The sequence below is a fragment of the Aphanothece stagnina RSMan2012 genome (assembly GCF_046764815.1).
In the GTDB taxonomy this organism is placed as follows: domain Bacteria; phylum Cyanobacteriota; class Cyanobacteriia; order PCC-6307; family Cyanobiaceae; genus NIES-981.
In genome coordinates this window covers 1-13,656 of sequence record NZ_JBKOUC010000003.1, presented here as the reverse complement: position 1 = coordinate 13,656, position 13,656 = coordinate 1, and the positions used below count along the sequence as shown (strand labels likewise).

The following is a 13,656-nucleotide window of genomic DNA, read 5'->3' as shown; positions in this document are numbered from 1 at the left end:
GCGGAGCCCGTGCAACAGCCCGCTGACGCAAAACCAAAGCAAAGGCCGTGAATCGGGCCCCGGCGCAAGGTCTGCTGCCATCGGTGGAGTGACCCGACCTCCACCCCCGACCTTCACCCTTGTCCCACGCTTCGACCACCAACGACCCGGTGCGGCTGTACCTGCGCGAAATCGGGCGCGTTGAGCTGCTCAGCCAGGAGCAGGAGATCACCCTGGCGCGGCTGGTCCAGACCCGGGAGCGGCTGCTGCTCCAGCAGGGGGACGGGGAGCTGACGGGCTGGGCCGAGCGCTGCGGCCTGAGCGTGGCGGAACTGCGGCTGAGCCTTCACCGCGGCCGCCGCGCCAAGGAGAAGATGCTGCAGGCCAACCTGCGGCTGGTGGTGGCCGTGGCCAAGAAATACCAGCGGCGCGGTCTCGACCTGCTGGATCTGGTGCAGGAGGGCACGCTCGGCCTCGAGCGCGCCGTGGAACGCTACGACCCGCGCCGGGGCTTCCGGTTCAGCACCTACGCCTACTGGTGGATCCGCCAGGGGATCACCCGGGGCCTGGCCAGCCAGAGCCGCACCATTCGCCTGCCGGTGCACATCACGGAAACCATCAACCGGGTCCGGCTGGCCCAGCACCAGCTCTCGGGCCGGCTCGGCCGAACCCCCAGCCTCTCGGAGCTGGCGGCGGCGGTGGGCCTGGAGGAGGAGCGCCTGCGGCGCACCCTCACGCACATCCCCAGGCCGGTCTCCCTGGAGGGACGGGTGAGCGGCGGCAGCACCGAGACAGCCCTGGGCGATCTGCTCGAGGACAGCCACGCCACCCCCGAGCAACAGCTCACCCGGCAGCAGCTGCATGCCGACCTCGAGGCACTGCTGGAGCAGCTCAGCGGCCGGGAGGCCACGGTGATCCGGCAGCGGTTCGGGCTCGACGACGACACGCCCCGCACCCTGGCGGAGATCGGCGAGAACCTGCAGCTCTCGCGGGAACGGATCCGCCAGATCGAATCCCGCGCCCTCCTGAAGCTGCGTCAGCCCCAGAACCGCTGCAGGGTGCTGGACTACCTGGGGAGCCTGGACGAACGCTGATCCGGCCCCTCGCCGCGAACAACAACGAACTCCTACGCCCCACGCCCCAGCGCCGCGCAGCCGGACCCATCCCCAGCTAAAACGGAGTTATTCCGCATAAGACCCATGGCCGTCACCGCCCCCCCCATCGACATCGGCATCTCCGAATCCCAGCGCCAGCAGATCGCGGAAGGGCTCGGCCGCGTCCTCGCCGACAGCACGGTTCTCTACGCCAAAACCCACGGCTTCCACTGGAATGTGACCGGGCCGATGTTCAACACGCTCCACCTGATGTTCATGGAGCAGTACACCGAACTCTGGACTGCGCTCGATGAGATCGCGGAGCGCATCCGGGCCCTCGGCCTTCCCGCACCCTTCGGAGCCCAGACCTACAGCACCCTCTCCTCCATTCCCGAAACCGATGGGATCCCCTCCGCCATGGCCATGGTGAGGGAGCTGGTGGAAGGCCATGAGGCCGTGGCCCGCACCATCCGGGGTGTCTTCGCCATCGCCGATGCGGCCAATGACGAACCCACCGCCGACCTGCTCACCCAGCGCCTCCAGATCCATGAGAAGACGGCCTGGATGCTGCGCAGCCTCCTGGAGGGCTGAACCCCCGCTGGGGCGCTGAGCCGCTGCCTGGGGAGGGTCGGTAGATTGGCTGGTCAGCCAGGTGAGCCATGCCCGCGAACACCGCCACCACCGGACACGTGCCCAAGTTCGTGTTCGTGACCGGTGGCGTGGTGTCCAGCATCGGCAAGGGCATCGTGGCCGCCAGCCTGGGACGCCTGCTCAAGAGCCGGGGCTACAGCGTCTCCATTCTCAAGCTCGACCCCTACCTCAACGTTGACCCGGGCACCATGAGCCCGTACCAGCACGGTGAGGTGTTCGTCACCGAGGACGGCGCCGAGACCGATCTGGATCTGGGCCACTACGAGCGGTTCACCGACACCGCCATGTCCCGGCTCAACAGCGTGACCACCGGCTCGATCTACCAGGCGGTGATCAACAAGGAGCGCCGCGGCGACTACAACGGCGGCACCGTGCAGGTGATCCCCCACATCACCCGCGAGATCCGTGAGCGCATTCACCGGGTGGCGGCCAACAGCGGCGCTGACGTGGTGATCGGCGAGATCGGCGGCACCGTCGGCGACATCGAGTCGTTGCCCTTTCTGGAGGCCATCCGTGAATTCCGCGGGGATGTGGGACGCCACGATCTGGCCTATGTCCACGTCACGCTGCTGCCCTACATCGGGACCTCCGGCGAACTGAAGACCAAACCCACGCAGCACTCGGTGAAGGAGCTGCGCTCGATCGGCATCCAGCCCGATGTGCTGGTGTGCCGCAGTGATCGCGAGATCTCCGATGACCTCAAGGGCAAGATCGGCGGATTCTGCGGCGTACCCACCCGGGCGGTGATCCAGGCCCTCGATGCCGACAGCATCTACGCCGTTCCGCTGGCGATGGAACAGGAGGGGCTGTGCCGCGAGGTGCTCGACGTGCTGCGTCTGCAGGATCACAGCAGCGACATGGCCCGCTGGCAGGAGCTGGTCACCAAGCTGCGCCATCCCGGCCCCGCCGTGCGGGTCGCCCTGGTGGGCAAGTACGTGCAGCTCAATGACGCCTACCTGTCGGTGGTGGAGGCCCTGCGCCACGCCTGCCTCGAGCGGGATGCCTCCCTGGATCTGCGCTGGATCTGCGCCGAGCAGATCGAGACCCTCGGCGCCGATGCCCTGCTCCAGGGCATGGACGCGGTGGTGGTGCCGGGGGGCTTCGGCAACCGGGGCGTCGATGGCAAGGTGGCGGCGATTCGCTGGGCGCGGGAGCAGCGGGTGCCCTTCCTGGGGCTGTGCCTCGGCATGCAGTGCGCCGTGATCGAGTGGGCCCGCAACCAAGCAGGGCTGCAGGGCGCCACCAGCGCCGAACTCGATCCGGACTCCCCCCATCCGGTGATTCACCTCCTGCCGGAACAGCAGGACGTGGTCGACCTGGGGGGCACCATGCGGCTGGGCGTCTACCCCTGCCGCCTGGCCCCCGGCACGATGGGGCACCGGCTCTACGGCCAGGAGGTGGTCTACGAACGGCACCGCCACCGCTACGAATTCAACAACGCCTACCGGAACCTGTTTCTGGAATCGGGCTATGCCATCAGCGGCTCGTCCCCGGATGGCCGGCTGGTGGAGCTGATCGAACTGAAGGACCATCCCTTCTTCACCGCCTGCCAGTACCACCCGGAGTTCCTCTCCCGGCCGGGCCAGCCCCATCCCCTCTTTCTCGGCCTGGTGGAAGCGGCCCAGCAGCGCCTGCCCTCCAGCCCCCGCGAGATGGTGGAGGCCACATCAGGCTCCAGCACCTGAATCGGAGCTCCAGGTGCTGGAGGCAACGACCGACACCGCAGCGAACAGCAGCTCAGACGGGGCCGCAGCTCAGAGACGCTTCAGGGAGTCGGTCTTGTCCTTGAACTCGCCCAGCAGTAGCTGGAGATAGCTCACCTTGCGCAGTTTGATGTTGGCCGTGAGGGACATCCCCACCTGCAGGTCCAGGCCCTGCCCGTCCTTGAGCTTGAGCTGCTGGGTGTTCAGCTTGATCACCGCGGGGAAGCGGTACTTCGGATTCTGCTCCTCAGGGGGGAGCGCATCCGAGCCGATGGAAACCAGCGTGCCCTGCACGACGCCGAAATCCGAAGCCGGGAAGGAGTCGATGCTCACATCCACGGGCTTGCCCACCCGCACGAAACCGATATCGGCACTGTCGATCTCAACCTTGGCTTCGAGATCCTTGAGCGGAACGATCTTCATGACTGGCTCACTGCCCTGGGCCACGAAGCCGGGTCCCTTGGGCTTCAGATCGAAGACAATCCCATCCACAGGAGAGCGAATGTCCTGATAGCGGATGTTCACCTTGGACTCGGTCAAACGGCTACGCAGGTCAGAGAGCTCACCACGGATTTCGGCAACGGCCTGCTGCAGGATGGCCTGCTGACGGAAGCGGTCAACCTTGACTTTCTCAAGCTCGCCCTGAACCTCGCGCGTCTGGTTGCGCTGCTGAAGGTATTGCAGTTCCGGCACAGCACCCACCTTCTGCAGCGACTCCAACCGGTCGAGGATTTGCTGTTCCAGGGCCAGATTGCGCTCCAGCGAGCGCTGTTCCGTGTCGTTCAGGCTGAGATAGCGCTGCAACTCCAGCTCCTTGAGTTCCAGCTGGTGCTGCTTCGACTGAATCGATTCCGTCAGACTCTCCCGGCGATCGACGGTCGCCTCGTTGTCGAGGCGCAGCAGCACCTGGCCCTTCTTCACCTGCTGCCCCTCTTCGACCAGCATGGTATCGAGCACACCCCCGACCGGCATCTGCACGGTCTTGACATCCCCGATCGGCTGCAGCTTGCCGGTGGCAATCACCACTTCATCCGTCTTAGCCAGGGCCAACCAGGCCAGGCCGAACCCCGTGGTGCCGATCAGGGCCCAGGTGATCGCCCTGGCCAGGAAGCGCGACTGCTGCAGGACCATCGCCTCGTGGCCGGTCTGGACACGCCGCTCGATGGCGTTCTGGGCCGCTTTGACCAGGGAGGATGCACGACGCTGGTCAGCCATCAGTGGGCCTCCTGTTGACGATAAAGGGCGAAATAGCGCTCCCTTCGTTCAATCAACTCATCGTGGCTGCCAGTCTCTACGACGGCACCATCCTGAAGCATCACAATGAGATCAGCACGACGAATCGTGGAGAGACGATGGGTGATGAAGAAGACCGTGCAGTGACTCAGATTCTCCAGAAGATTATCGCAGACACGTCGTTCAGTGTCGTAGTCCAGTGCACTTGTCGCCTCATCCAGCACAAGAAGTTTGGGCCGTGACAACAGGGTTCGAGCCAACGCCAGGCGCTGCCTCTGACCACCGGAGAGGCCGGATCCCCGCTCCCCCACATTGGCGCTATAACCGCCGGGCAGCTCCATGATGAAGTCGTGGGCGCAGGCCAGACGCGCCGCTTCCACGATGGCGTCGCTGGTGGCATCTGGATCGGTCAGGGCGATGTTTTCGGCCACTGAGCCTGAGAAGAGCAAGGGCTCCTGGGGGACGATGCCGATCTGACGGCGCAGCGAATAGAGCTCAACCTTGTCAATGTCATAGTGGTCGATCAGGATTCGACCCTGGTTCGGGGAATACAAACGGGTGAGCAACTTCATCAAGGTGCTCTTGCCGCTGCCACTCTGGCCCACCACGCCCACAAAGGTTCCCGCCGGGATGCTCAGGTCGACATGCCGCAGCACCAGGGGGGAGTCAGGCTCAAAGCTGAAACTGACATCACAGAAGTCGACGTCGCCGACAATGGGAGGCAGGGGAATCTTCTGCTTGTCCGCCTCGTTGGACTCCTCCGGAGTGTCGACGACGTCGGCCAGGCGCTCGAAAGAAACCTTGAGCTCCTGAATGTTCTGCCAGATCGAGGAAAGTCGAAGCAGGGGCTGGGTGACGTAGCCGGAAATGATGCGGAAGGCGATCAGCTGGCCCAGGCTCATCTCACCCTTCAGCACCAGACTGGCACCAACCCAGAGCACCAGCAGCTGAGAGAGTTTCTGGAGAACCTGAGAGGTCTCCACCAAAGCCGTGCCGGTGATGGTCTTCTCGAAGCTGCGCGAGATGTAGCGAGAATAGAGATCCTGCCACTTCCAGCGGCTGATCATCTCGACATTCTGGGCCTTGACCGTCTGGATTCCTGTCAGAACCTCAACGAGATGACTCTGGGTGCGTGCATTCTCGTGGGCCGCATCACGGTACTGACGCCTGAACAGGGGTGCACCGAGAACGGTGAGTCCCACCTGGATGGGCAGCACACAGAGGGCGATCAGGGACAGCAACCAGCTGTAGATCACCATCACAGCAATGTAGATCACAGAAAAGGCTGTATCCAGCAGTGTGGTGAGCGCCTGTCCGGTGAGAAACTCGCGGATGTTCTCGAGTTCGGCCACCCGCGTGCCCAGCTCACCCACGGGTCTGCGATCGAAATAACTGAGCGGCAGCCGGAGCAGATGGTCGATCACCTCGGCACCGAGGCGCAGGTCGATGCGGTTGGTCGTCTCCGTGAACAGGAAGGTGCGGAGCGCGCCGATCAGGCCCTCCATCAGGGTCACCACCACCAGGGCGATGCCCAGCACCTGCAGGGTGTCGAGACTGCGCTGGGCGATCACCTTGTCGATGATCACCTGGATCAGCAGGGGGTTGGCCAGGCTGAACAGCTGGACCACGAAGGAGGCCACCAGCACCTGCAGCAGCAGACCGCGGTAGCGCTTCAACGAAGGCCAGAACCAGTTGAAGCTGAAGCGCTGGTCCGGGGTGGTGCTGCTGCGCTCCATCAACAGCAGCTCGATGCCGTTGGGGAAGGCCTCCTCGATCTCGCTGGGGGACAGGGTCACCCAGCCTTCGCGCGGGGAGGCCAGCACCAGACCCTGGGCGTCGGCGGCTCGCACCAGGGCAAACCCGCCCTTCCAGGGCACCAGCGCGGGGACCTGCAGGCGGGTGCCCTGGCGCGCCGGCACCCGCACGCCGCTGACGTGAAGGCCCATCATCGCGGCGATGTTGCCGCAGAGCTGCAGGTCGGGGGTCTGACCGCGGCGCAGCACGTCGCGGAGGATCTTCTCGATGGAGTCGCGGCGGAAGGGCAGCTTCAGCTGAGCCGCCAGCATCTGGAAACAGGCGAGGGTCTCCTCGAGCGGGCCGTTGCCGCGCAGCAGGCGGAGTTCCGAGCGCTCGCGCTGCCCCAGATCCAGGCGGCTGGCGAGGGGGGCCGACCCGGCACCGCTGGCCACCAGGGCCGAGCCCCCATCGACCTGAACCGCCTCTGCGCCCGTGGAGGGCCCCTGGGAGCCCAGCAGGGCCACTGGTGCCTCCGGCAGGGCCAGCAGCCGGGGCGGCAGGGGCGGCTTGGCCGCCGGGACACCGGCGGACGGATCGAGCCGGGCGCCGAGGGGATGGGCCACCAGGTTCGCACTGGCGGCCAACAGGATCAGGTCGGCGGGGAGATCGCGGAGCGCGGCCGCATCGGGCGGCACGAGCCTGGCCCCCTGCGCCACCTGCTGCCACAGGTCGAGCAGGGAGGTTCCACCCTGGGCATGGCGTTCCAGCAGGCCGGCGAGCAGGTCCAGCAGTTCCGCGTCGAACAGGTGGGAGCCGCACCAGGTGGCAAAGGTGGGTTCCTGCGCCAGCAGCTCGAGGATGAGCGCATCGGGAATGGCCAGGGCTTCCACGGCGGACGCCGTGCTCACCTCTTCGCAGGGGGCCGCCCGCAGCAGCGAGGCCAGCCCCACGAAGCTGCCGGGTCCCAGCTTCGCCGCGGTGCGCAGGGTGTCCTGATCCCGCACGAGCAGGCGGGCCGAACCCGAGAGCAGCAGGAGGATCCTCGAGGGGATCAGGCTGTCATCGCACAGGGGGGCGCCGAGGGCGAACGGCTGGACGGTGGCCGCCTGCTCCAACGCCTGCCGGGCCTGCGCCGACAGTCCGGCAAAGGCGGGATGCTGCTGCAGGGCCGCCGTGTCGAGCAAGGAGCTCATGAAACCGCCACCACCTCAACCGGGCTGTGCTGCCGAAGCTGCGCCATGCGGTGGTCGACCTCCTGCTCGAGCCATTCATCCAACATCTCCTGGATCATCGCGTCGGAGACCTCTTCGTCAAACGTGGCAGGAATCAGGCTTTCCAGCCGCACCAGGAGCCACCATTCGGCGATCGGAAAGGGCTCCAGCACGACACCGGGTCGGGCGGTTCGAAGCCGTTGCACCAGCTCGGGGTGGGCCTGGGCCAGGGGTACGGGCCCGACGATGCCGCGGGTGGCCCGCTCGGGCCCCTCGGCGTGGGCGGCGGCCAGGGCATCGAAGCTGGCCTCCCCCTCGTTGATCTGCAGAAACAACTCCCGCGCCAGATGGGGGTTCTGGGTGCGCAGCAGGCTGTAGACCACCTGGTCGAGCTGGGGCTTGCTGGCCAGGAAGCGGGATTCGGCCTTCGCGGAAAACCGCGCCACACTGAATTTCCAGACCTTGACGGGATAGAGCGCCTGATAGGCCAGGTCGGCGTCCGAGAGCAGCAGCCCCTCCTGGAGCTGCTTCAGCTCCTGGCTGCCCTCCACCTCGTTGTCCTGCAGAAACTGGGCCCAGGCCGCCTCCTGCTCGTCGGACTCCAGCTCCACCGAGGCCAGCGCCTCCTCCAGCACCAGCTGCCGGATGTAGGGGCGCAGCAACCCGTAGCGGGCAAGTTTCCGCAGATCCGGACCCTCTGGCAACTCCATGGCTCGTACCCGAAAGGCCTGAACGGCTGACCCGCGCCTACCCAGCATGCTGCCAGGACGCGACGGGCCGTGTCAGGGGGACCGTTGCAGGGGGCAGGGAGGGGGCGAGGCCAGACCGCGCTGATGGAAAGCCTGCTCCCTAGAATTGGGTTTGGCAATGCTCGTTATCAGGGTTTGGCGGCGTCCACGACCCCACACCCGCCCGCCGCCCTTCCCGTGGTGGAGACCTTCCATTCACTCCAGGGTGAAGGGTTCCATGCCGGCCGCAGTGCGTTCTTCATCCGCCTGGCGGGCTGCACGGTGGGCTGCAGCTGGTGCGACACGAAGCACTCCTGGCCGGAACGCTCCCACCCCAGGCTGCCGCTCGCGGAGCTGAGCGCCCAGGTGGGGGAGGCGCGTCGGATGGGGGCGGGCTTTGTCGTGATCACCGGAGGCGAGCCGCTCCACCACGACCTCGCGCCCCTGTGCCGGCAGCTGGCCGTTCAGGGACTGCCCCTGCACCTCGAGACCAGTGGGGTGGATCCGCTCCGCGGCCAGTTCGACTGGATCACCCTCTCCCCCAAGCGCCACAGCCCGCCCCGCCCGGAGCTGCTGCAGCGGTGCGATGAACTCAAGGTGATCGTGCACCACGAGGACGATCTCGCGTTTGCCGAGGCCATGGCCCTCCAGGCCGGCAGCGGGGGCCCCAGCCCTCGCCTGCTCCTGCAGCCCGGCTGGGGCAGCAGGACCGGTGAGCGCCTGGCCCTGGAGTACGTCCGCAGGCATCCGCACTGGCGGTTGAGCCTCCAGTGCCACAAGTGGCTCGCGATCCGCTGAGCGGCGCCCCCTGCATGCCTGAGCCCATGGTCAGCTCCCCCAGCTCCCCGCCAACGGCCGTCGCCCTGCTCTCCGGTGGCCTCGATTCCGCCACCGCGGCCGCCCTGGCGATCGAGGCGGGCTATCGGGTGATCGGCCTCTCCTTCGACTACGGCCAGCGACACCGGCGCGAGCTGGACGCCGCCGCCGCCATCGCCAGCGCCCTGCGGCTGCCCGAACACCACACCCTCGCGGTGAACCTGGCGGCCTGGGGGGGATCCGCCCTCACCGACGCGGCCATCGCCGTGCCCACGACCGGTGTGGAGGAGGGCGTCATTCCCCCCACCTATGTCCCGGGGCGCAACACCGTGTTCATCGCCCTGGGGCTCAGCCTGGCGGAGGCGCGCGGCGCGGCGCGGCTGGTCCTCGGCGTGAATGCGATCGATTACTCCGGCTATCCGGACTGCCGTCCCGACTACCTGGAGGCCTTCCAGCAGCTGGCTGACCTGGCGACCCGGGCCGGCCGGGAAGGCCGCGGCGCCCGGCTCTGGGCGCCCCTGGTGCACTGGAGCAAGACGCAGATCGTGGAGGAGGCCCTGCGCCTCGGCGTGCCGATCGCCACGACCTGGAGCTGCTACAGCGGCGGAGCGCGCCCCTGCGGGCATTGCGACAGCTGCCGCATCCGGGATGCGGCTCTGCGGGCGGCGGGTCGGCCGGACCTGGCCGGTCGATGAGTCCCCGCCTGCTGCGCCGGGAGCTGCCCTGGCAGCCCCCCTGGCCGCTGGTGTGTCACCTCAGCGGTGCGCTCGGAGCCGAGGGACTGGTCTGGCTGGACGGCCAGGTGGAGGAGAAGCCCGCCGGCATCCCGCCGCCTGGCTCGGATCTCGCCAGCTTCAGCTACCTGGCCGTGGGGCCGGTGGAGCAGCGGAGCTGCCGCGGTCTGCCGGGGGAGCCCGGCGCGGCGGACCCCCTGGCCCTGCTGGACGAACTCGCTCGCAGCGGCGAGAGCTGGCTGGGCTGGCTGGGCTACGAGGCCGCTGCCTGGGTGGAGCCCGCCCGGCACTGGCGCCCCCCGGACATGGCGGTGCTCTGGGCCGTGCGCCCCGATCCCCTGCTCGTCTTCGAGCACCGGGCGCAGCGCCTGCAACTCCTGGGCCGTGACCCGGAGCGCCTGGAGCGCTTCACCCAGCTGATCAGCCAGCCAGGCACCTCCCCGCCGCTGCCGCCGTCAGCGCCGGCCCTCGAGCGCGATGGCTGGCACTGGCACACCGACCGGCAGCACTTCGCCGGCCAGGTGCGCAGCGTGCAGGACTGGATCCGCTGCGGAGACCTGTTCCAGGCCAACCTCACCGCCTGCTGTGAGCAGACCCTTCCCGCACCGGCCAGCGCCGCCGAGCTGCTCGCCCTCTACGGCCGCCTGCGCCATCGCTGTCCGGCCCCGTTCGGAGGCCTGGCGATCCGCGCACCGGCGGGCGGCGCCCCCCCCTCCAGCGGCGAAACCGATCTCGAAGCGGTGCTCTCGGCCTCCCCGGAGCGGTTGTTGCGCCTGAGCTCCGATGGCCGGGTGGAAACGCGCCCGATCAAGGGCACGCGGCCCCGGCATGCCGACCCCGGGGAGGATGCCGCCGCCGCCGCGGAACTGGTCAGCAGCCCGAAGGACCGGGCCGAGAACGTGATGGTGGTCGATCTGCTCCGCAATGACCTGGGCCGTGTCTGCCTGCCGGGTTCGATCCGGGTGCCCCAGCTGGTGGGGCTGGAGAGCTACAGGAGCGTGCACCATCTCACCTCGGTGGTGGAGGGCCAGCTGCGCCCCGGCGCCGGAATCGTGGATCTGGTGACGGCCTGCTGGCCTGGGGGCTCGATCAGCGGCGCCCCCAAGATCCGGGCCTGCTCCCGGCTCAGTGCGCTGGAGCCAGTGGCCCGCGGGCCCTACTGCGGCTCCCTGTTCCGCCTGGGTCCCGATGGCAGCTTCGACAGCAGCATCCTGATCCGATCCGTGCTGGTGCGTGGAGCCAGGTTCAGGGCCCATGCCGGCTGCGGCATCGTGGCCGACTCCGATCCCGAGGCCGAGGCCGACGAGATGGGCTGGAAGCTGGATCCCCTGCTGGACGCCCTGGCATGAGCAGTGCAGCGATCGCCTGGATCGATTCCCCAGCCCCCCACGGGCGCTGGGGGGAGCCGGGGGCGCTGCAGCTGCCCCTCGATGACCGGGGCCTGCTGCTCGCCGACGGGATCTTCGAGACGGTCTGGGTGGAGGCAGGTCAGCCCTGGCTGCTGGAGGAGCACCTCGAGCGCTGGACGGACGGGGCCCGGTTGCTGGGGATGGAGCCGCCGCCCCTGGCCCCGGTCCTGGCGCACACCATCGCGGAGGCCATCCGGCGCAGTGGGATCCGGCGGGGAGCCCTGCGTCTGAACTGGAGCCGGGGCAGCGCCGCTTCGGGGGGGGGACGGGGTCTGGCGATCCCCCGCCACAGCGCGCACCGGTGCTGGCTGCAGCTCACCGCCCTCGAGGCCAGCTTCAGCGCGGTGCGGGTGATCGTGAGTCCCACGGAGCGGCGCCAGGCCGGCAGCCTGCTGAGCCGCTGCAAGACCTTCAGCTATGCATCCGCCATCCAGGCCCGTCGGCAGGCCGCCGCGGCAGGGGCCGACGACGCGCTGCTCAGCAGCAGTGCTGGCGGGCTCTGCTGCGGCACGGCGGCCAACCTGATGCTGCGGCAGGGCCACCACTGGATCACCCCGCCCCTGGCGAGCGGGTGCCTGCCCGGGGTGATGCGGGCCCGGGCCCTCGCCCTGGGACTGGCCACGGAGGGAGTGGTGCAGCCCGACCAGCTCCTGCACGGGGATGGCGCCGTACTGCTCAACAGCCTGGGCTGCCGGCCGATCAGCCAGCTGGACAACCAGCCGCTGCCGCGGCTGGAGGGGGCCGAAAGCTTCTGGCGCCGGCTGCTCAGACGCTGAGGAAGCGGTCCACCACCTCCTTGCTGAGTTCGGCGGTGGGACCGCTGGCCACCACACCGCCCTTCTGCATGGCGTAGTACCAGTCCGCCTGGCGCACGAAGTGGAGATGTTGTTCCACCAGGAGCACACTGATGCCGGTGGTCTCGATGATGCGTCGGACGGCCCGCTCGATGTCGAGCACGACCGAGGGCTGGATGCCTTCGGTGGGCTCGTCCAGCAGCAGCAGCTTCGGCTTGCCGAGCAGGGCCCGGGCGATGGCCAGCTGCTGCTGTTGCCCGCCCGAGAGGTCGCCGCCACGTCGCGCCAGGAACTTCTCCAGCACGGGGAAGAGCTCGAACACCACCGGATCGATGTGGCGGTGCTGGCCCAGGCCGCCCGGAAGCGCCTCCATGCCCAGCATGAGGTTTTCCCTCACGGTGAGCTGGGGAATGATCTCGCGCCCCTGGGGCACATAGGCGATGCCCCCGCGGGCCCTGCGGTGGGGCGGCAGACCGGTGAGGTCCCGGCCCAGCAGTTCCACCCGGCCACTGCGCTGGCGGAGCAGCCCGACCACCGTCTTGAGCAGGGTGGACTTGCCCACCCCGTTGCGGCCGATCAGGCAGACCATCTGCCCGGGACGCACGGACAGATCGACATTGCGCAGGATGTGGCTCTCGCCGTAATAGACGTTCAGATCCTGAACCTCCAGCACCCTGTCCGAGACGGGCTGGGGGGAGGTCGGCTGGACGGTGATGGCGGTCATGGACTTCCGGTTCAGTTGAATTCGCCCTCGGACTCACGGCCGAGATAGACCTCGATCACCCGCGGATCGCTCTGCACCTGATCCATCGAGCCCTCGCAGAGCACATGCCCTTCATGGAGCACCGTGACAGGAGCCTTGAGGTCGCGGATGAACTCCATGTCGTGCTCGATCACCAGCACGGTGTGATCGCCGGAGAGCTGCTTGAGCAGTTCGGAGGTGAGCATGGTCTCCTCATCCGTCAGACCCGCGACCGGCTCATCCACCAGGAGCAGCTGGGGATCCTGGGCCACCAGCATGGCGATCTCCAGCCACTGCTTCTGGCCATGGGACAGACCGCCGGCCCGCTGGTTGGCGTGGGGCTCGAGGCCCACGACCCCCAGCAGGTGCTGCACCCTGTCCCGGGCGCTGGAATCGAGCCGGCCGAACAGCAGATCGAAGGGGGAGGAACGGCGGCTGACGGCTAGCTCCAGATTGCGGCGGGGGGTGAGGTTCTGGTAGACGCGGGGCGTCTGGAACTTGCGACCGATCCCGAGCCTGGCGATCTTGTGCTCACTGATGCCGAGGAGCGACTGGCCGCGGAAGAACACGTCTCCCTTGGTGGGTCGCACCTTGCCGGTGATGACATCCAGGAAGGTGGTCTTGCCGGCACCGTTGGGGCCGATCACGGCCCTGAGTTCCCCCGGGGCAAGACGGAGGTTGAGATCGCTGAGCGCCCAGAAGCCATCGAAGCTGACGCTCACACCGCGCAGCTCGAGCAGTGGCGTGGATGTCATCGGGAACCTCCCTGGAGGTCCTGCTTCTCGGCCTGGACGGCAGGATCGAGATCCAGACTCGGGTAGGTGG

General features: G+C 68.0%; 12 protein-coding genes. 7 read left to right on the top strand and 5 right to left on the bottom strand.

Going from position 1 to position 13,656, the window contains the following annotated elements; translation table 11 throughout:
• The first annotated feature begins 119 nt into the window (after positions 1 to 119).
• The 3 genes from ACLNEE_RS02890 to ACLNEE_RS02880 all read left to right on the top strand — a co-directional run bounded on the left by ACLNEE_RS02890 (position 120) and on the right by ACLNEE_RS02880 (position 3,409).
• Positions 120 to 1,073, top strand: a complete 954-nt coding sequence (locus ACLNEE_RS02890; RefSeq protein ID WP_411423032.1) for a sigma-70 family RNA polymerase sigma factor — start codon at positions 120 to 122, stop codon at positions 1,071 to 1,073.
• Positions 1,074 to 1,178: 105 nt separating this feature from the next.
• Entirely contained in the window at positions 1,179 to 1,664 is a 486-nt protein-coding gene (locus ACLNEE_RS02885) for a Dps family protein (protein WP_411423031.1), read from the top strand.
• Between the two features lie 98 nt (positions 1,665 to 1,762).
• Positions 1,763 to 3,409 carry a CTP synthase gene (locus tag ACLNEE_RS02880; protein WP_411423030.1) on the top strand — a complete coding sequence of 549 codons (1,647 nt, stop codon included), beginning with the start codon at positions 1,763 to 1,765 and terminating at the stop codon, positions 3,407 to 3,409.
• Between the two features lie 69 nt (positions 3,410 to 3,478).
• Here the strand turns inward: ACLNEE_RS02880 and ACLNEE_RS02875 are convergent, their stop codons facing one another.
• The 3 genes from ACLNEE_RS02875 to ACLNEE_RS02865 are packed head-to-tail and all read right to left on the bottom strand — an operon-like array spanning position 3,479 to position 8,318.
• On the bottom strand, positions 3,479 to 4,642 hold the full coding sequence (locus tag ACLNEE_RS02875; RefSeq protein ID WP_411423029.1) for an HlyD family secretion protein: 1,164 nt from the start codon (positions 4,640 to 4,642) through the stop codon (positions 3,479 to 3,481).
• Positions 4,642 to 7,590, bottom strand: a complete 2,949-nt coding sequence (locus ACLNEE_RS02870) for an ABC transporter transmembrane domain-containing protein (RefSeq protein WP_411423028.1) — start codon at positions 7,588 to 7,590, stop codon at positions 4,642 to 4,644. The genes ACLNEE_RS02875 and ACLNEE_RS02870 overlap by 1 nt, the downstream gene beginning before the upstream one ends.
• A complete protein-coding gene (locus ACLNEE_RS02865) occupies positions 7,587 to 8,318 on the bottom strand; it encodes a peptidylprolyl isomerase (protein WP_411423027.1) in 732 nt (243 codons plus the stop codon). The genes ACLNEE_RS02870 and ACLNEE_RS02865 overlap by 4 nt, the downstream gene beginning before the upstream one ends.
• 174 nt (positions 8,319 to 8,492) lie before the next feature.
• Between ACLNEE_RS02865 and ACLNEE_RS02860 the strand changes: the two genes are divergently transcribed.
• The 4 genes from ACLNEE_RS02860 to ACLNEE_RS02845 are packed head-to-tail and all read left to right on the top strand — an operon-like array spanning position 8,493 to position 12,071.
• Positions 8,493 to 9,134, top strand: a complete 642-nt coding sequence (locus ACLNEE_RS02860) for a 7-carboxy-7-deazaguanine synthase QueE (RefSeq protein WP_412006748.1) — start codon at positions 8,493 to 8,495, stop codon at positions 9,132 to 9,134.
• 26 nt (positions 9,135 to 9,160) lie between these two features.
• The gene (queC, locus tag ACLNEE_RS02855; RefSeq protein ID WP_412006747.1) at positions 9,161 to 9,847 is read left to right on the top strand and encodes a 7-cyano-7-deazaguanine synthase QueC; all 687 of its coding nucleotides are present in this window, start codon (positions 9,161 to 9,163) and stop codon (positions 9,845 to 9,847) included.
• A complete protein-coding gene (locus ACLNEE_RS02850; RefSeq protein WP_411423024.1) occupies positions 9,844 to 11,235 on the top strand; it encodes an anthranilate synthase component I family protein in 1,392 nt (463 codons plus the stop codon). Before queC ends, ACLNEE_RS02850 begins: the two co-directional genes overlap by 4 nt.
• The gene (locus ACLNEE_RS02845) at positions 11,232 to 12,071 is read left to right on the top strand and encodes an aminotransferase class IV (RefSeq protein WP_411423023.1); all 840 of its coding nucleotides are present in this window, start codon (positions 11,232 to 11,234) and stop codon (positions 12,069 to 12,071) included. The genes ACLNEE_RS02850 and ACLNEE_RS02845 overlap by 4 nt, the downstream gene beginning before the upstream one ends.
• On the opposite strand, the gene urtE is transcribed toward ACLNEE_RS02845, so the two are convergent.
• Positions 12,061 to 12,762, bottom strand: a complete 702-nt coding sequence (gene urtE / locus ACLNEE_RS02840) for an urea ABC transporter ATP-binding subunit UrtE (RefSeq protein ID WP_411423022.1) — start codon at positions 12,760 to 12,762, stop codon at positions 12,061 to 12,063. The two genes, ACLNEE_RS02845 and urtE, sit on opposite strands and share 11 nt — an antisense overlap.
• Positions 12,763 to 12,824: 62 nt before the next feature.
• Positions 12,825 to 13,586, bottom strand: a complete 762-nt coding sequence (gene urtD, locus ACLNEE_RS02835) for an urea ABC transporter ATP-binding protein UrtD (protein WP_411423021.1) — start codon at positions 13,584 to 13,586, stop codon at positions 12,825 to 12,827.
• Positions 13,587 to 13,656 lie beyond the last annotated feature (70 nt).